Annotated in this window: 12 protein-coding genes; 7 read left to right on the plus strand and 5 right to left on the minus strand. The window is 71.9% G+C overall.

Annotated features, from left to right (window positions below):
- Window positions 1-40: 40 nt before the first annotated feature.
- Together ACIA8N_RS04805 and ACIA8N_RS04810 are read right to left on the minus strand one after the other, a co-directional pair.
- The gene (locus ACIA8N_RS04805) at window positions 41-1,381 is read right to left on the minus strand and encodes an endo-1,4-beta-xylanase (protein WP_365777952.1); all 1,341 of its coding nucleotides are present in this window, start codon (window positions 1,379-1,381) and stop codon (window positions 41-43) included.
- Window positions 1,366-4,029: a cellulose binding domain-containing protein gene (locus tag ACIA8N_RS04810; protein WP_365777950.1), complete on the minus strand. Its 2,664-nt coding sequence runs from the start codon at window positions 4,027-4,029 to the stop codon at window positions 1,366-1,368. Before ACIA8N_RS04810 ends, ACIA8N_RS04805 begins: the two co-directional genes overlap by 16 nt.
- Window positions 4,030-4,196: 167 nt before the next feature.
- Between ACIA8N_RS04810 and ACIA8N_RS04815 the strand changes: the two genes are divergently transcribed.
- From ACIA8N_RS04815 to ACIA8N_RS04840, 6 genes are all read left to right on the plus strand, one after another.
- On the plus strand, window positions 4,197-5,567 hold the full coding sequence (locus tag ACIA8N_RS04815; RefSeq protein ID WP_365777948.1) for an extracellular solute-binding protein: 1,371 nt from the start codon (window positions 4,197-4,199) through the stop codon (window positions 5,565-5,567).
- 8 nt (window positions 5,568-5,575) lie between these two features.
- Complete coding sequence (locus tag ACIA8N_RS04820; RefSeq protein WP_399415664.1) at window positions 5,576-6,604, plus strand: carbohydrate ABC transporter permease; 1,029 nt, start codon at window positions 5,576-5,578, stop codon at window positions 6,602-6,604.
- Between the two features lie 75 nt (window positions 6,605-6,679).
- A complete protein-coding gene (locus tag ACIA8N_RS04825) occupies window positions 6,680-7,504 on the plus strand; it encodes a carbohydrate ABC transporter permease (RefSeq protein ID WP_365778196.1) in 825 nt (274 codons plus the stop codon).
- Window positions 7,505-7,618: 114 nt separating this feature from the next.
- Window positions 7,619-9,301, plus strand: a complete 1,683-nt coding sequence (aspT, locus tag ACIA8N_RS04830; protein ID WP_365777946.1) for an aspartate-alanine antiporter — start codon at window positions 7,619-7,621, stop codon at window positions 9,299-9,301.
- A 16-nt stretch (window positions 9,302-9,317) separates the two neighbouring features.
- Complete coding sequence (aspT, locus tag ACIA8N_RS04835) at window positions 9,318-11,021, plus strand: aspartate-alanine antiporter (RefSeq protein ID WP_365777944.1); 1,704 nt, start codon at window positions 9,318-9,320, stop codon at window positions 11,019-11,021.
- A 9-nt stretch (window positions 11,022-11,030) separates the two neighbouring features.
- Window positions 11,031-12,680, plus strand: a complete 1,650-nt coding sequence (locus tag ACIA8N_RS04840) for a bifunctional aspartate transaminase/aspartate 4-decarboxylase (RefSeq protein ID WP_365777942.1) — start codon at window positions 11,031-11,033, stop codon at window positions 12,678-12,680.
- Between the two features lie 90 nt (window positions 12,681-12,770).
- On the opposite strand, the gene ACIA8N_RS04845 is transcribed toward ACIA8N_RS04840, so the two are convergent.
- From ACIA8N_RS04845 to ACIA8N_RS04855, 3 genes are all read right to left on the minus strand, one after another.
- Window positions 12,771-14,291 (minus strand): cellulose binding domain-containing protein, encoded by a 1,521-nt coding sequence (locus ACIA8N_RS04845; RefSeq protein ID WP_365777940.1) that lies wholly within the window; start codon window positions 14,289-14,291, stop codon window positions 12,771-12,773.
- 161 nt (window positions 14,292-14,452) lie between these two features.
- On the minus strand, window positions 14,453-15,859 hold the full coding sequence (locus ACIA8N_RS04850; RefSeq protein WP_365777938.1) for a HAMP domain-containing sensor histidine kinase: 1,407 nt from the start codon (window positions 15,857-15,859) through the stop codon (window positions 14,453-14,455).
- Entirely contained in the window at window positions 15,856-16,563 is a 708-nt protein-coding gene (locus tag ACIA8N_RS04855) for a response regulator transcription factor (RefSeq protein WP_365777936.1), read from the minus strand. Before ACIA8N_RS04855 ends, ACIA8N_RS04850 begins: the two co-directional genes overlap by 4 nt.
- A gap of 77 nt (window positions 16,564-16,640) precedes the next feature.
- Here ACIA8N_RS04855 and ACIA8N_RS04860 point away from each other — a divergent pair, with 77 nt between their 5' ends.
- The gene (locus ACIA8N_RS04860) at window positions 16,641-17,255 is read left to right on the plus strand and encodes a hypothetical protein (RefSeq protein ID WP_365777934.1); all 615 of its coding nucleotides are present in this window, start codon (window positions 16,641-16,643) and stop codon (window positions 17,253-17,255) included.
- Window positions 17,256-17,263 lie beyond the last annotated feature (8 nt).

The raw sequence follows: 17,263 nt of genomic DNA on the forward strand, positions 1-17,263 counted from the left end.
GGTTCGGAAGAACCGGGGGCCTGAGTCGTTTCGCCGTTCCCTAGGCGCAGGTGAAGGCCGTCGGGGGCGGGTTGGAGCCCGTCCAGGTGCCGTTGAAGCCGAAGGCGGTGGAGCCGCCGGGCGGGACCGTCCCGTTGTACGAGAGGTGCGTGGCCGTCACCTCCTCCCCCGTCTGGGTCACGGCCGCGTTCCAGGCCTGGGCTACCCGCTGGCCGGCGGGCTGGGCCCAGCGGACCGTCCAGCCGTTCAGCACGGTCGTCCCCGTGTTCCGGACCGTGACCTGGGCCGTGAAGCCGCCCGCCCACTGACTCGTGACCGTGTACGTGACCGAGCACACACCCGCGGGCGGCGGCGTCGTGGGAGCGAGCGCCCCGGCGACTCCGGCGTAGGCGGGCTTGGGGTTCAGGCCCTCGTCGTACAGGGTCGCCGCGCCCTCGCCGGGGAAGAAGTCCGGGATCCAGGAGTCGGAGTCCGTGAAGCCCCAGACGGTGACGCCCGCGCAGCGGGTGACGGCGAGGCAGGCCCGCATGACGGCCGCGTAGTCGGCCTTCTGCCGGTCGAGCTTCTCGGCCGTCGCGGGCAGGGTCATCCGGATGTCGAGTTCGGTGACGGCCACGTCCACGCCGAGGTCGGCGAAGCGGCGCAGGTTGGCCTCCATGGACGCGGGGACCTGGCCGAGGATCAGGTGCGCCTGGAAGCCGACGCCGTCGATGGGGACTCCCTGCGCGAGGAGCCGCTTCACCAGGTCGTACATGCCGTCGCTCTTGGCGCCGACGCCGTCGGTGGAGTAGTCGTTGATGTACAGCTTCGCGGCCGGGTCGGCGGCGCGGGCGGCGCGGAAGGCGTCGGCGATGTACGACTCGCCCAGGGTGGCGCCGAAGACGGACCGCCGCAGGGTGCCGTCCTCGTCGAGGGGTTCGTTCACGACGTCCCAGTGGTCGACGCGGCCCTTGTAGCGGCTCACCTCGGTGGTGACGTGGTCGGTCATGACGGTGCGCAGGGTGTCGGCGGTCCAGGTGCCGTTGTTCACCCAGGACGGCAGCTGGCTGTGCCAGACGAGGGTGTGGCCGCGGACCTTCTGGGCGTGGGCCTCGGCGAAGGCGACGACCCGGTCCGCCCCCGCCCAGTCGAACTGTCCCCGGACGGGCTCGACGGCGTCCCACTTCATCTCGTTGCCGGGAGTGATCGAGTCGAACTGGGCGGCGGCCGTGTCCGCGTAGCCGCCGGTGAGCTTGCCGCCGGTGACGGCGGTGCCGAGGTAGACGCCGCGGGCGGCGGCGAGGTCCCGCAGCGGGGCGTCGGCGGCGGTGGCGGCGCTCGCGGGCGTGGTGGTCAGGGCGGCGGCCAGGAGCGCCGTCGCCGCGATCAGGCGACGGAGCATGTCGCACCTCCGACGGTGAAGGCGGCCGGCGCGGGGTTGGTGCCGGTCCAGGTGCCGGTGAAGCCGAAGGAGGCCGAGGCCCCGGCGGCGACGGCGCCGTTCCAGCCGACGTTCTGGGCGGTGACGGCGGTGCCGGTCTGGGCCGGGGTGGCGTTCCACATCTGGCCGACCCGCTGCCCCGCCGGGTAGTCCCAGCCGAGCTTCCAGCCGGTCCAGGCGGTGGTGGAGGTGTTGGTCAGGGTGACGTCGGCCTGGAAGCCGCCCTGCCACTGGTTGGTCACCTTGTACGTGACCTTGCAGGCGCCGGTGGGTGCGGGCGGCTCGGTGCCGCCGTCGCCGCCGCCGGTCTCGGCCGTGTCGCCGTAGATGATGCCGCGGCCGTTGGTGGAGACGTACACCCGGCCGTAGACCCGGGGGTCGCCGGTGATGGCGCCGCCGGTCCAGCCCCACTGGTGGGCGTCGTCGTTGATCCGGACCCAGCTCGCGCCCGCGTCGGTGGAGCGGAAGATGCCGCGTACGCCGCCGATCTTCGCGCTGGTGTAGAGGGCGGGGTACGAGGCTTCGGGCGCGGCCTTGCCGAAGCCGATGGTGTCGGCCTGCTCGATCCCGGCGACCCGGGTGAAGGCGGCGCCGCCGTCGGTGGAGTGCCAGAGGCCGTACGTCGCGTCGGGGGCTCCGCCGGCGAGCCAGACGTCGCCCTTCTTGCCGGGGAGGGCCTTGAAGCGGACGTTGCCCTTGGCGGGGAGACCGGTGGCCTTGGCCGTGAAGGTCAGGCCGCCGTCCGTGCTGACGTAGAAGGTGCCGGCCTTGAAGCCGTAGAAGGTGAGCGGGTCGACGCGGTCGGACTCGACGGTCGCACCGGCCGGGATGCCGGTGGAGGCCGTCCAGGCGCCGCCGGTGCCGGTGTGGACGCCGGCGCCCTCGGGGCTCCAGACGAAGCGGCTGCCGTCGGCGGACGCCGCGACCGTGCCGCCGCCGGTGACGCCCGAGGGCTCCTGCCCGGCGGTCCAGTTGGCGCCGTTGTCGGTGGAGAAGGCGACGCGCGGGCCGCCTTCGAGGTGTCCGGCGCGTACGACGGTGGCCGGCTTGGTCTCGGCGAAGTCGACGCTGGTGGTGGAGGTGAAGTTGGGGCCGGTGAACATCATCGGGGGGACCTTGGTGAGGTCCGTGTGCCGGAAGCCGCCGACGTCGCCGAGGGCGCTGATGAGCGGGGCCCCGGAGGGCGGGGAGGCCAGGTCGAGGACGGCGGTCTCCTCGAGTCCTTCGACCATCGGCCTGATGGTGAAGTTCGTCCCCGTGTCCCACTTGGTGAGTTCGGTGGTGCCGTAGATCGTGGCGCCGGTGCCGTACATCATGCGGTTCGAGTCGAAGGGGTCGATCTCCAGGGCCTCGGTCATCCAGCCGAGCTTCGGGGTCTGCTCGGGCGGGGCGGGGTTGCCGCCCCAGGTCAGCCACGGCGAGGAGGAGACGTCCATCGTGTAGCGGTTGGCGCGGGTGGGGTACGAGCTGTAGTCCCAGGCCCTGGTCCACGTACCGCCGCTGTCGGTGGAGCGGAAGAACTGGGTGTCCGGCCACCAGGAGCTGTAGGCGGAGACCATGACCGTGCCGGGGTTCTGCCGGTCGACGGTGAGGCCGCTGAAGCCGTGGAAGGTGTCGGCCTCGGCGACGGGGCTGATGTCCGTCCAGGCGCCGGTGACGGTGGCGTACCGCCAGACCTGGCCCTTGCCGCCGTCGTAGGGGCCGGCGGTGTCGCTGTACGCGAGGTAGAGGTAGCCGTTCTCGGCGTCGAGGACGCCCTTGTGGGCGAGGTAGCCGGTGGGCTGGCCGGGCAGCCGGGTCCAGGTGGCGCCCGCGTCGGTCGAGCGGTAGACGGCGTTCTGCTTGTCGCCGACGCCGACGTAGATGGTGCCGGTGGCGCTGCCGGCGGTGCCGGTGGACTCGTCGAAGGTGACCCAGACGATGCCCTGCTTGTCGGAGTTGTAGCCGCTGGTGTCGGTGGGGTCCTGCTGGTAGTCGCCGGGGTTGGTGAAGGAGGTGACCTTCGACCAGGTGGCGCCGGAGTCGGTGGAGCGCCAGAGGCCGTTGCCGCTGGGGGCGCCGAGGTAGAGGACGCTGTTCTTGTGCGGGTCGACCGCGAGGCGTTCGCCCATGCCGCGGCCCGGCATGTTGCCGCCGAGTTTGAAGGGGAGGTCGGCGCGCTGCCAGGTGGCGCCCCGGTCGGCGGAGCGCAGGACGGCGCCGTTGCCGGGGTCCCAGTCGTTGGTGTAGGTGCCGACGGCGGCGTACACCCGGTCGGGGTCGACGGAGTCGGTGGCGAGACCGACGACTCCGGTGTGGCCCCAGTCGTCCCAGCCGATGTGGTCCATGAGCGGGGTCCAGGTGGAGGTGGCCTGGTTCCAGCGGTAGGCACCGCCGATGTCGGTGCGGGCGTAGGCGAGGTTCTTCTCGCTGCGGTTGAAGACAATGCCGGGCACGAAGCCGCCGCCGTCGACCCGGACGTTCTTCCAGGTGTACGCGGGGGCTGCCGCCGGGGCGGCGGCGGGTGCGGCGTCGGGGGCGGGGGCGGGTGCGGCGGTGGCCGGGACGGCTCCCGCGAGGAGGCCGGCGGTCAGTGCGAGCCCCGCCAGGAGGTGTCGTGGTCTGCGCATGGGTGTCCTGTCGAAGATTGAATGGGAGCGCTCCCACTATTGGGCGGCTGTCAGAACAGGGTCAAGGTGCTCGACCCGTCGAAGACGTTCGACGACGTTCGGCCGGACGGGTGGCGCGGCCGGGTGGGTCCCTGCCGCCGGACGGCCCGCGCACTACGGTCGGGGCCATGTGGTGGAGGAGCGGACCCGGCGCCGCCGGACACGGGGCTCCCGTACGCGGCACCACCACCACCCGCGCCCTCGCCCTCGCGCTCCTCCTGGGCGCCGCGCTCTCCGCCGGGTGCGCCACCGACCCGCCGGAACCGTCCCCCGTGCCCGCCCGCGAGCGCGTCGACGGCGCCGGGCGGCCGATCACCCTCACCGTCGGCGTCTTCGGCGAGTTCGGCTACCAGGAGGCCGGGCTCTACGACGCGTACATGCGGCTCCGTCCGGACGTCGCGATCCGGCAGACCTCGCTCACCCGCAACGACGTGTACTACCCCCAGCTGCTCACCCACCTCACCGCCGGCTCGGGACTCGCCGACGTCCAGGCCGTCGAGGGCGGCAACATCGCCGAGGTCGTCGCCACCCAGGCCGGGCGGCTCGACGACCTCGGCTCGGCGCCCGGCGTCGACCAGGACGCCTTCCTGCCGTGGAAGTGGGCGCAGGCCACCACCCCCGACGGCCGCACCCTCGGGCTCGGCACGGACATCGGCCCGCTCGCCCTCTGCTACCGCAAGGACCACTTCGCGGCGGCCGGACTTCCCACCGACCGGGAGGCGGTCGGACGCCTGTGGGCAGGGGACTGGCGCAAGTACGAGGAGACGGGGCGGCGCTTCGCCGAACGGGCCCCGCGGGGCGTTGCGTTCACCGACTCCGCCTCCGGGGTGTTCGCCGCGGCCGTCTCGGGTGCGCCGGTGCGCTACTACGACGCGCGCGGCGACCTGGTGGTGGCTACCAACCCGTACGTGCGGGCCGCCTGGGACCTCGCCGCCGGCTTCGCCCGGCAGGGCCTGACCGCCCGGCTCCAGCAGTTCACGCCCGACTGGGACCAGGCGTTCGCGCGCGGGTCTTTCGCCACGATCGCCTGCCCGGCCTGGATGCTCGGCTACATCCAGGACAAGGCGGGACCGGCCGCGCGCGGGCGGTGGGACGTGGCGGTGTCGCCCCGGCCCGGCAACTGGGGCGGCTCCTTCCTCGTCGTGCCCTCCGCCGGGCGGCAGCGGGCCGAGGCCGCACGGCTCGCGGCCTGGCTGACCGCGCCCGAGCAGCAGGCCCGGCTCTTCGCCCGGCGCGGCGCCTTCCCCAGCGCCTCCGCCGCGTACCGGCTGCCGGAGGTGGCGGAGGCGCGGCACCCCTACTTCGGTGACGCGCCGACCGGCCCGCTCTTCGCGGCGGCGGCCCGGGGCGTGCCGCCGGCCCCGGTGGGACCGAAGGACGGGCTCGTCCACCAGATCCTCTCCGACACCGGGATGCTCCAGGTCGACCAGACCGGGCGGTCGCCCGACTCGGCCTGGCGGGCGGCGATGAAGGCGATCGACAACGCACTGGACCGGTGAGCGCGCGCGTGACCGAGACGAGGGACCCCGTGGATCCGTTCCTGCCACCCGCAGGCGCGCCCGTCGCGCCGCCCGTTTCGCCGCCCGGCGCCGCGCCCCCACGGACGGGACCGGGACCGGGGCGGGTGCGGCGGGAGCGGCTCGGCCGGCTGCGGTCCCGCTCCGCGCCGTACGCGCTGGTCGCGCCGTTCTTCCTGCTGTTCGGGGCGTTCGGCCTCTTCCCGCTGGTCGCCACCGCGTGGACCTCGCTGTTCCGGGTGGAGCTGACGGCGCCGGAGGCCCGGGAGTGGGTGGGGCTGCACAACTACGCCCGGCTGCTGCACGACGAGTTCTTCTGGAACGCCCTCTTCAACACCGCCGCCATCGGCGTCCTCGCCACCGTGCCGCAGCTGCTGCTCGCCCTCGGCGTGGCGCATCTGCTGGACGTGCGGCTGCGCGCGCGGCTGGCCTTCCGGGTGGTGGCGCTCGCGCCGTACGCGACCTCGGTGGCGGCGGCGACGCTGGTCTTCGCGCTGCTCTTCGGGCGGGACCAGGGGATGGTCAACTGGGCGATCGGGCTTGCCGGGATCGCCCCGGTGGACTGGCAGAACGGCCCGTGGGCGTCGAAGGTCGCCGTCGCGTCGATCGTGATCTGGCGCTGGACGGGCTACAACGCCCTCATCTACCTGGCGGCGATGCAGACCGTCCCGCGCGAGCTGTACGAGGCGGCTGCGCTCGACGGGGCCTCGCGGTGGCGGCAGTTCCTGCATGTGACGCTGCCGGGGCTGCGGCCCGCGCTGCTGTTCACGGTCCTCGTGTCGACGATCGGCGCGACCCAGCTGTTCGGTGAGCCGATGCTGTTCGGCAGCGGGGCGGGCGCCTCGGGCGGTGCGGACCACCAGTACCAGACGCTGGGGCTCTATCTGTACGAGCAGGGCTGGGTGAACCTGCACCTCGGGCGGGCTGCGGCCATCGCCTGGGCGATGCTGCTGATCCTGGCGGTGGTGTTCGGGGCGGCCCGGCTGCTGCGGCCGGTGCTGCGCGGGAGGGGTGCCTGATGCGAACGAGCCTCAAGCGGACCGGGAGGGGTGCCTGATGCGGACGAGCCCCAAGCAGACCGGGAGGGCGGCCTGATGCGGACGGTGCGGGCGGGCTGGGGTACGTACACGCTGCTCGGTCTCTTCTCCGCGGTGTCCCTCTTCCCGCTGCTGTGGACGGCGGTGGCGGCCTCGCGGACGAGCACGCGGCTCGCGTCGGCGCCGCCGCCGTTCCGGTTCGGGCGGAACCTGCCGCGGAACCTGGGGATCGCCTGGAACGAGGGCGGGCTCGGCGAGGCGCTCGTCAACACCACCCTGGTCGCGGGCGCGGTCGCGGCGGGCACGGTGCTCTTCTCGACGCTCGCCGGGTTCGCCTTCGCCCGGCTGCGCTTCCGGTTCCGGGGCGCGCTGCTGCTGCTCGTGGGCGCGACGATGCTGATCCCGCCCCAGCTGGGGGTCGTTCCGCTGTACCTGCTGATCGCGCGGCTGCGGTGGACGGACGAGCTGCAGGCGGTGGTGCTGCCCGCGCTCGTCTCGGCCTTCGGGGTCTTCTTCATGCGCCAGCACCTCCAGCGGGCGCTGCCGCCGGAGCTCCTGGAGGCGGCACGGGTCGACGGGGCGGGGACGGCCCGGGTGGTGTGGCACCTGGTGTTCCCTGCCGCGCGGCCGGCGATGGCGGTCCTGGGGACGCTGTCGTTCGTGGCGGCGTGGAACGACTTCTTCTGGCCGGTGCTCGTGCTGACCCAGGCCGGCAACCCGACGGTGCAGGTGGCGCTGACGGGTCTGGGGCGGGGGCATGTGCCGGACCAGTCGGTGGTGATGGCGGGGGCGCTGCTGGGGACGCTGCCGCTGCTTGTCGTGCTGGCGCTGTTCGGGCGGCACATCGTGGGCGGGGTGATGCGGGGCGCGGTGAAGGGCTGATGTCCCCCTCACCCGTTCAGGCGAACGAGTGATCCACTTCCACACCCTCCCTGCTAGCGTCCCCTTATGTCCAATATCCTCACATTTAGCCCCTCTTGGGCGCGGTGAGGGCGGATGGGGATCCTTCGTGACAATCCCGAACTCGCCCTCTTCCTCTGCCTGGCGGCCGGCTATCTCGTCGGCAAGCTCCGGGTCGGCCCCATCACGCTCGGCGGCATCTGCGGCACCCTCATCGTCTCGCTGCTCGTCGGCGCCTGGACCAAGGTCACCGTCTCCGACGACGTGAAGACGATCTTCTTCGCACTGTTCATCTTCTCCCTCGGCTACATGGCGGGACCGCAGTTCTTCGCCAACCTCAACAAGAAGAGCCTGCGCTTCTTCACCCTCTGCCTCATCGAGGTCGTCTGTGTCGTCGGCATCGCCCTCGGCCTCGCGGAGGCCTTCGACCTCGACGTCGGCACCGCCGCCGGCATCCTCGCCGGAGCCGCCACCGAGTCGGCGGTCGTCGGTACGGCCACCGAGGCCATCGGCAAGCTGTCCGACCTGACGCAGGAGCAGATCACCCAGTACCAGGGGCACGTGGCCACCGCGTACACCGTCTGCTACCTCTTCGGCCTCATCACCATCGTCATCTACACCAGCCAGATCATGCCGATGATGCTGCGGATCAACCTCCGCGACGCCTCGCGCGAACTCTGGGAGAAGATGCGCGGCTCCGGCGGCGGCCTGGAGGACGACGAGCGGGAGGCGCTCCCGGGCATGGTCGGCCGCACGTTCCTGGTGACGCTCGCGGACGGCGCCGAGGTCGGCGACCTGGAACGGCGGCTCGGCGGGCGGGTCACGGTCGAGGCGGTGAAGCGGGGAAGCAAGGTCCTCACCCCTCCCCCGCCCGACTTCGAGCTGACGCTCTCCGACCTGGTGCTCACGGTCGGCCGGCGGGCCAACATCATCGAGGCGGGGCGGGTCATCGGGCCCGAGACCCCGGCCGTACCCGGCCTGGACACCCCGCTCGCCACCACCCAGGTCTCGCTCACCGACAAGGGCATCGTCGGCAAGTCCCTGGACACCCTCAACAAGGAGCACCCGGAGTTCTCCTCCGGCGGGGTGTACGTGACGGACGTGGTGCGCAACGAGCAGCATCTGCCCGCGACCCCGGAGACCGTCGTCGGCCGCGGTGACGTGCTCACCCTGGTCGGCTCCCGCTCGGGCCTCGGCAAGCTGGCCTCCAAGGTCGGCGCGGTCGTCAAGAACGACGCCACCGACTTCATCTACCTGGGGTTCGGCATCGTCGCCGGTTCGCTCCTCGGGCAGGTCGTGGTCGAGTTCGGCGACGTCCCGATGTCGCTCGGCACCGGCGGCGGCTGTCTGATCTCCGGACTGCTCTTCGGCTGGTTCCGCTCCCGGACGCAGACCTTCGGCGCGTTCCCCCCGCAGGCCGCGTCCACGCTCAAGGACATGGGCCTGGCGATCTTCATCGCCTGTACGGGACTGGTGTCGGGTCCGCAGGCCTGGCCGCTGCTCAAGGAGTACGGGGCGCTGCTGCCGTTCGCGGGGATCGCGATGGTCCTGATCCCGGCGACGATCTCGCTGATCGTCGGCACCAAACTGCTGAAGATCGAGAAGCCGCTGCTCATCGGTGCCATCGCTGGCCAGCAGTGCTCGACCCCTGCGATCACCTCGATCACCCAGGTGGCCCAGAGCTCGGTCCCGATGCTCGGCTACACGATCACGTACACGCTCTCGAACTTCCTGCTCCCGCTGACCGGCCCGCTCCTCGTCGGCATCCTCGGAGCGTGAGAGGACGCATCACCCGATGATCGACTTCCTCAACCGGAACATCTTCCAGCCCCACCCCGAACTCCTCGTCTTCATCACCGTCGCGCTCGGCTTCCTCTTCGGCAGGCTCCGCTACAAGGCGATCGCGCTGGGCGCCGTCACCGGCTGCCTGGTGGCAGGGCTGCTGCTCGGCGCCCAGTTCAAGGTCACGATCGACGGCACGGTGAAGAACCTGTTCTTCACGATGTTCCTCTTCGCCCTCGGCTACAAGGTCGGCCCGCAGTTCTTCCGGGGCCTGAAGAAGGACGGTCTGCCGCAGGTCGTCAACGCCCTCGTGGTCTGTGTGACAGGCCTCCTGGTCTCCTGGGGCTTCGCCGTGATGCTCGGGTACGGCCCCGGGCTCTCCGCCGGTCTGCTCGGCGGCGCGCTCACCCAGTCCGCGGTCATCGGTGTCGCCCAGGACGCCATCGGCAACCTGCCGGGGCTCTCCGCCGAACAGATCAAGACCGAGGAGAACCTGGTCGCGATCGGCTACGCGGTCACGTACCCGCTCGGCACCATCCTGTGCGCGATGCTCCTCGCCAACGTCCTGCCCAAGCTGTACAAGCGCGACCTGGCCGCCGAGTCCGCGCAGCTCGCCAAGGAGCTGGACGCCCCGGGCGACGACCCGGACCTGGCCGAGGGCTACTACGAGGTCGTCCTCCGCGCGTACCGCATCGAGCGTCCCGACCTGGTCGGCCGCACCATCGACGACTTCGAGGACCAGCAGCGGACGCTCGGCCACCGCATCTACCTGACCCGGGTGCGGCGCGACGGGAAGATCCTCGACCACGACCAGCGGACGGTGCTCCGCGAGGGCGACATCGTGGCGGTCAGCGCGCTGCGCGGCTCGCTCGTCGCCTTCGACGCCCGGACCCACATCGGCGCCGAGACCGACGACGTCGAACTGCTCGGATACCAGACCGAGACGCTGCACGTCGTCGCCTCGAACAAGGAGCAACTCGGGAAGAGCGTCGCGGACCTGCGCCGCGAGCCCTTCATGGTCGGCGTGTACATCGACAAGATCTACCGCTCGGGCACCGAGTTCCCGTACCGGCTGTCGACGGAGCTGGAGCGCGGCGACACGGTGGTCCTGACCGGCCCGAAGCGGCTCGTGGACCCGGCGGGCAGGACGCTCGGCAAGCCGGTGCCGACCTCGTTCGCCACCGACATGCTCTGGGTGGGCCTCGGCATCTTCCTCGGCGGCTGCATCGGCATCCCCGCCCTGACCGTCTCGGGCGTGCCGATCTCGCTGTCCACCTCAGGCGGCGCGCTGATCATGGGTCTGGTCTTCGGCTGGATCCGCGGCAAGTACCCGACGTACGGCAACGTGCCGCCCGGTGCCCAGTGGTTCATGGACACCCTCGGCCTGTGCCTCTTCGTCGCGGTCGTCGGCATCAACGCCGGGCCCAGCTTCACCAGCGGCCTGTCGACGGCCGGCTGGGGCCTGCTCGTCTGGGGCGCGGTCGCGACCGTGATCCCGCTGATCGTGGGCTTCGTGTACGGCCACCACGTCCAGAAGATCCGCTTCCCGATCCTGATGGGCGTCCTGGCCGGCGGCCAGACGACGACCGCCGCGATCGGCGCGATCAACGAACAGTCCAGGTCCCAGATCCCGACGCTCGGTTACACGATCCCCTACGCGGTGGGCAACGTCCTGCTGACCATCTGGGGCGCCGTGATCGTCATCCTCAACCACTAAGGACGCCCCGTGCCCAAGACCACCTTCACCCGTGAGCAGATCCAGTCCTTCGCGCAGCTCTCGCCGTTCGAGCTGAAGGACAAGTTCATCCAGATCGCGCAGGCCGCGCAGGCCGACAAGCCCGGCCAGAAGGAGAAGTCGCAGACGCAGATGCTCAACGCGGGCCGCGGCAACCCGAACTGGGTCGCCACCGGCCCCCGCGAGGCCTTCCACGCGCTCGGCTACTTCGCGCTCTCCGAGTCGCGCCGCGTGTGGACCGCCGACAACCTCGGCGGCATGCCGGAACTCCCCGGCTCGGGCGCCCGCTTCGACACCTTCGTACGGCAGCACCCGGACCTGCCGGGGATCGAACTGCTCCGGGACTGCGTGGAGTACGCGGTCGAGCGCTTCGGCTTCGACAAGGACGCCTTCGTGCACGAGCTGACCGACAGCTCGATCGGCGACAACTACCCCGTACCGGACCGGATCCTCGCCCACACCGAGCAGATCGTCCGCGGCTACGTCGGCGACGAGATGTTCGACAAGCGGCCGCCGGCAGGGAACCTGTCGCTCTTCGCGACCGAGGGCGGCACGGCCGCCATGTGCTACATCTTCGACTCCCTCATGAAGAACGGGATCCTGAGGAAGGGCGACCGGGTCGCCCTGATGGTGCCGGTCTTCACCCCGTACATCGAGATCCCCGAGCTCGACACGTACGAGTTCGACGTCGTCACCGTCAACGCGAGCCTCTTCACCGAGACCGGCGTGCGCGAATGGCGCTACCCGGCCGAGGAGGTCGAGAAGCTGGCCGACCCGTCGGTGAGGCTGGTCTGCGTCGTCAACCCGTCCAACCCGCCGTCGCTCGCGATGAGCGAGCGGGTGACGAACCAGATCAAGGACATCGTCGCCGGCCCGAACCCGAACCTGCTGATCGTCACGGACGACGTCTACGGCACGTTCGTCGAGGGCTTCCGCTCCCTCGCCGCCGACCTGCCGCGCAACACGCTCCTCGTGTACTCGTACTCCAAGCACTACGGCTGCACCGGCCACCGCCTCGGCGTCATCGGCCTCAACGACGACAACGTCATCGACGAGATGCTCGCGGACCTGCCGCAGGCCGAGAAGGACCGCCTGGACAAGCGGTACGGGACGCTGAGTCTCGAGCCCGGGAAGATCCGGTTCATCGACCGTCTGGTGGCCGACTCCCGGCAGGTCGCCCTCAACCACACGGCGGGGCTCTCCCTCCCGCAGCAGGTGATGATGTCGCTCTTCTCCCTCTTCGACATGCTGGAGGAGGGCCAGGCGTACAAGCGGAGGATCCGTGCCATCGTCCGGCAGCGTCTCGACCTGCTGCTCGAAGGCGCCCAGATGAAGATCGCCGATGACCCGAAGCGGGCCTGCTACTACATCGAGCTCGACCTCGTCGCGGAGGCCGAGCGGGTGCACGGGAAGGACTTCGCGGACTTCCTGGAGAAGAACTACGAGCCGGTCGACCCGCTGTTCCGGCTCGCCGAGCAGACCAGCGTCGTCCTCCTCAACGGCGGCGGCTTCGACGGCCCCGAGTGGTCGGTCCGGGTCTCGCTCGCCAACCTGGACGACCTGGACTACCTGAAGATCGGCCACCACCTGCGGGCGATCTTCAACGACTACGCGGAGGAGTGGAAGGCCTCGAAGGCCTAGCCGGCGGTACGGGAAAGGGGTGCGCGCCCCGGTCGGCGGTGGGGTGGTTCCGGCCGGGGCGCGCGGTGTGGGGGGACTCGGGGGCCGTGCCTACTTGTAGGCGGCGAAGGCCTTCGTGAAGGCCAGGGGCTGCTGGAGGATCGAGGAGCAGGTGGCGTCGGCGTGGTTCACGGCGCCGGCGGCGCACTGCTTGTCCCGTGTCGAGGACCACATCGACAGCCAGCCGATGCCCTTGGACTTCGCGAAGTCGACGAGCTGGGTGGCGTCGTCGACCTTGAAGATCTCGGTGGTGACGTCGTTGACGCCGATCATCGGGGTGACGGCGACGGCCTTCCAGGCGGCGGCGTCGGAGAGCCCGAGGACGCCCTTGATCTGGGCCTGGGTCGCGGTCGCGGCCTGGATCGCGTAGGTGCCCATGTCCGCGCTGTACGCCGGGCCGTAGTCCATCGCCATGATGTTGACGGCGTCGACGCGGACCCCGTTCCGCTTCGCGTCGGCGAGCAGGTCGACGCCCGGCTGGGTGAGGCCCTCGGGCATGACCGGCAGGGTGAAGGAGACGTTCAGGCCGGGGTGGGACTTCTGGAGCTGGGCGATGGCCTGCGAGCGGCGGGTGTTGGCGGCGGTGTCCGGCAGGGCCGCGCCCTCGACGTCGAAGTCGACCTTGGTCAGCCTGTACTGGTCGATGACCTTGCCGTACGCGGCGGCGAGCGCCGAGGCGGAGGAGCAGTTCAGGGCCAGCTCGTGTCCCGCGGCGCCGCCGAAGGAGACGCGGACGTCACCGCCCTTGGCCCGCAGGGCGCCTATCTGGGCGGCGACCTTGTCGTCTCCGAGGCCGGTGACCCCGCCCCACAGCGGGGCGCAGGAGCCTCCGGAGGTGATGAAGGCGAGGTTGAACTCCTTCACGCCGGTGGCGTCGGCGGTCGCGAGCAGGTCGTACGCCGGGTAGAGCGAGGTGTCGACGTAGGGGGCGTACTTCGCGCCGCCGCCGGGGGCTCCGGTCGCGGTGGCGGTGGGCGTCGGGGTGGGGGTGGCGGTGGGGGGCGCCGTGGTCGCGGTGGCGGTGGGCTTGGGGCTCGTGGTGGCCGTGGCGGTCGGCTCGGGGCTCGTGGTGGCCGAGGGGGAGGCCGTGGCGGTGGGCTGGTCGGTGGGGCGGCCGCTGGGGGTGGGGGTGGCGCCTCCGACGGAGCAGGTGGCCTTGTTGATGAGGCAGTTCGCCGGGTCGCCCGCCTCTCCGGTCGCGGAGGTGACGAAGCCGACGGTGACGGACGCGCCGGGGGCGAGCTGCTTGTTCCAGCTCGCGGGCTTCACGGTGACGTGGCGGCCGGAGACGGTGTGCTCGCCGTTCCAGAGGGAGCCGACGGTCGTGCCGGCCGGGAGGTCGAACTCCAGGGTCCAGTCGGACTGGGCGGTGGAGGTCTCGTTGGTGACGACGTACTGCCCGGTGTAGCCACCGCTCCAGGAACTCGTCCTGGTGTACGCGGCGCCGACGGCGGCGGCCTGGGCCGTACCGGTGAGCGCGAAGACGGCGCCGCCGACGACCGCCGCGGCGACGACCGCTCCGACGGCCTTGGTCCTGGTGCTCGCCCTGCGCCGGTGCGAACTGGTGCCCATCGCGTGCCTGCCTCTGCGTACTGGGGAGTGGGGAGGGGGTGCGGCAGCACGCTAGCGACCGGAAAACGGACAAAGGGGTGTCCGGGGGCGTGGGCGGGGATCCTTAGGGTCCGCTTAAGGAGGGCATCGGAACCACGAAAGGTTCACTCCCCCCCACGGGGTCAGGCGTCGGCGGCGCGGCGGGCGCCCGTACCCCCGCGCCTGCGGCGGGCCGGGCGGCGGTCCCGGCGTCCCGCGCCGCCCGAGCGGCGTCCGTCGAGCCCGATCCAGATGCGGACCTCCGTGCCGCCGAGGACGGAGTGGCCGATGGCGACGTCGCCGCCGGTGCTCTCCGCCATGCGCCGCACGATGTCGAGGCCGAGGCCCGTGGATCCGTCCCTGCCACCGCTGTTGCCGCGGGCGAGCGCGGCGGCGGGGTCGGCGATGCCGGGGCCCGCGTCGGAGACGAGGACGATGACGGCGTCGTCTCCGTTGTGGAGGTCGATCGAGAAGGCGGTGCCCTCGGGGGTGTGCCGGAAGACGTTGCCGAGCAGGGCGTCGAGCGCGGCGACGAGTTCGGGGCGGGCGACCGGGATGCGGACCGGGCGTTCGACGCCCGCGATCCGGACCCGGCGGCCCTCGTCCTCGGCGAGCGCCGACCAGAAGCCCATCCGCTCGCGCACCACCTCGGCGGCGTCGCAGCCCGCGCCGGGGCCGGTCGCCTGGGTCTGCGGCTTCGCGTCGCGGGCCGTGCGGATGATGATGTCGACCTCGCGTTCCAGCTGTTCGACGGCCGCCCGGGTCTGGTCGGCGGCCGGGCCGGAGCCCAGCGAGGCGGCGTTGAGCCGGAGGACGGTGAGCGGGGTGCGCAGCCGGTGGGACAGGTCGGCGGCGAGTTCCCTCTCGTTGGCGAGCAGTTGGACGACCTGGTCGGCCATGGAGTTGAAGGCGACGGCGGCCGACTTGAGTTCGGGCGGCCCCTCCTCGGGGACGCGCGCTCCGAGCCTGCCCTCGCCGAGGTCGTGGGCGGCGCCGGCGAGCCGCTGGGCGGGCCGGACCATCCGGACGCCGAGCCGGTCGGCGACGGCGACGGAGCCGACGATCAGGGCGATGCCGACTCCGGCGAGGACCAGCCAGGCGGTGGCGACGCCGTTGGACACCTCGCCCTCGGGCACGAAGAGTTCGAGGACGGCGACCTTGCCGCTGCTGAGGGCGGTGGGCTGGAGCAGCGCGAAGCCGCCGGGGACCTCGGCGATCGTGGCGCGGCCGAGCCCGCGGGTGGTCGCGAGGTCCTCGTCGGCGGCCCGCCGGGTGCCGATCTCCAGGTCGGCGGTGCCGGGTTCGGCGGCGGGGACGTGGACGGCGAGCCGTCCGGCGGGCCCGTCCTCGGTGGTGGCGACGGCCTTGTCGAGTTCGTCGCGGTCGGTGGTGATGGCGAGGACGGGGGCGAGCCCGGCGGCCCGCCGTTCGGCGTTGGAGAAGGCCCGGTCGCGGGCCATCTCCTTGACGACGAGCCCGAGGGGTACGGCGAAGGCGACGACGACCATGGCGGTGACGGCGAGCGACACCTTGACGAGGGCCCATCTCACGGCCGCGGCTCCGGCGTCCGGGGCGGCTCCAGTTTCACGCCGACTCCACGCAGGGTGTGCAGATAGCGCGGCCGGGCGGCCGTTTCGCCCAATTTGCGTCGCAGCCATGACAAATGTACGTCGATGGTCTGGTCGTCCCCGTAGGACTGCTGCCACACCTCGGCGAGCAGCTCCTTGCGCGGGACGACGACACCGGGCCGCCCGGCGAGGAAGGCGAGCAGGTCGAACTCTCGCCGCGTCAGGTCCAAGGGCGTGCCGTCCAGATCCGCCTGACGACGCAGCGGGTCGACGGTGAGCCCGCCGACCCGGATCACCCGGGACGGCGGCACCTCGCCCGCGGCCGACCGCGCCCTGCGCAGGACGGCGGCCATCCGGGCCGAGAGGTGGTCGACGGAGAAGGGCTTCACCAGGTAGTCGTCGGCCCCGGCGTGGAGGAGCCGTACGATCTCCGCCTCGTCGTCCCTGGCGGTCGCGATGATCACCGGTACGTCGGTGATCCCGCGCAGCATCTTGAGGGCCTCGGACCCGTCCAGGTCGGGCAGTCCGAGGTCCAGGACGACCACGTCGAAACGGAAATGGGCGACCTCGCGCAGCGCCTCCAGGGCCGTGCCGACGCTCCGTACGGTGTGGGAGGCTTCGGACAGCTGCCGGATGAGGGCGGAGCGCACGAACTGGTCGTCCTCGACCACGAGCACACTTGCCATGGGCGGCACCGTACGCCATTCGGGTGAGGTCAGGTACGGACCACCCTCCGGTACGGGTCCCCTCGGGGTGGTGCAGTATGGCCCGGATGCGAAGAGGACTCGTTCACGCCCTGGCCTGGTCCCTCGCCACCGGCGCGGCGGTCACCCTGTCCTGGTGGGGAGTGCACACGGTGCTGTCCGGCACGGTGTACGACCCCCCGCGCGCCCTGCCCCTCCCGGCCGGCGGCACCGCCGACCGGGTCTCGGCGGGCAGCGATCCGCTGACCTCGTCGACCCGGCGGCCCGGGACGACCGAGCCCTCCGCGCCGGTGACGACGAAGCCGGCGCCGAGCGACGGGGCCACGAGCTCCGCCGCCCCGACGGCGGCCCCCTCACGGACGGCGAAGCCGACGACCGCGGCTCCGCCGGCCACCACCCCGGCCGCCGGCGGTACGGCATCGGGCGGCTCGGACGAGTCGAACGAGTCGAACGTGAAGACCTACACGGTGGACGGCGGCCGGGTCACCTTCGACCTCGGGAAGACCTCGGCCGAACTGGTCTCGGCGACCCCGGCGGCCGGCTGGCAGATGCAGGTGTGGAAGCAGCCGTCCTGGATCCGGGTCACCTTCACCGCGGACGGCCGTGAGCTCTCCGTCTTCTGCGTCTGGCACGACACCGCGCCCCGCGTGGAGATCGAGGACCGCGCCACCTGACGCGGCCG

Origin of the sequence: Streptomyces sp. NPDC051822, assembly GCF_044452745.1 — a bacterium.
Classification (GTDB): Bacteria; Actinomycetota; Actinomycetes; order Streptomycetales; family Streptomycetaceae; genus Streptomyces.

Bases quoted from the DNA above. Each gene is read 5' to 3' on its own strand.
- ACIA8N_RS04845 (WP_365777940.1), bottom strand. From the start codon at position 14,291: ATGGGCACCAGTTCGCACCGGCGCAGGGCGAGCACCAGGACCAAGGCC.
- aspT (WP_365777944.1), top strand. From the start codon at position 9,318: ATGATCGACTTCCTCAACCGGAACATCTTCCAGCCCCACCCCGAACTC.
- aspT (WP_365777946.1), top strand. From the start codon at position 7,619: ATGGGGATCCTTCGTGACAATCCCGAACTCGCCCTCTTCCTCTGCCTG.
- ACIA8N_RS04860 (WP_365777934.1), top strand. From the start codon at position 16,641: ATGGCCCGGATGCGAAGAGGACTCGTTCACGCCCTGGCCTGGTCCCTC.
- ACIA8N_RS04815 (WP_365777948.1), top strand. From the start codon at position 4,197: ATGTGGTGGAGGAGCGGACCCGGCGCCGCCGGACACGGGGCTCCCGTA.
- ACIA8N_RS04855 (WP_365777936.1), bottom strand. From the start codon at position 16,563: ATGGCAAGTGTGCTCGTGGTCGAGGACGACCAGTTCGTGCGCTCCGCC.
- ACIA8N_RS04805 (WP_365777952.1), bottom strand. From the start codon at position 1,381: ATGCTCCGTCGCCTGATCGCGGCGACGGCGCTCCTGGCCGCCGCCCTG.
- ACIA8N_RS04825 (WP_365778196.1), top strand. From the start codon at position 6,680: ATGCGGACGGTGCGGGCGGGCTGGGGTACGTACACGCTGCTCGGTCTC.
- ACIA8N_RS04810 (WP_365777950.1), bottom strand. From the start codon at position 4,029: ATGCGCAGACCACGACACCTCCTGGCGGGGCTCGCACTGACCGCCGGC.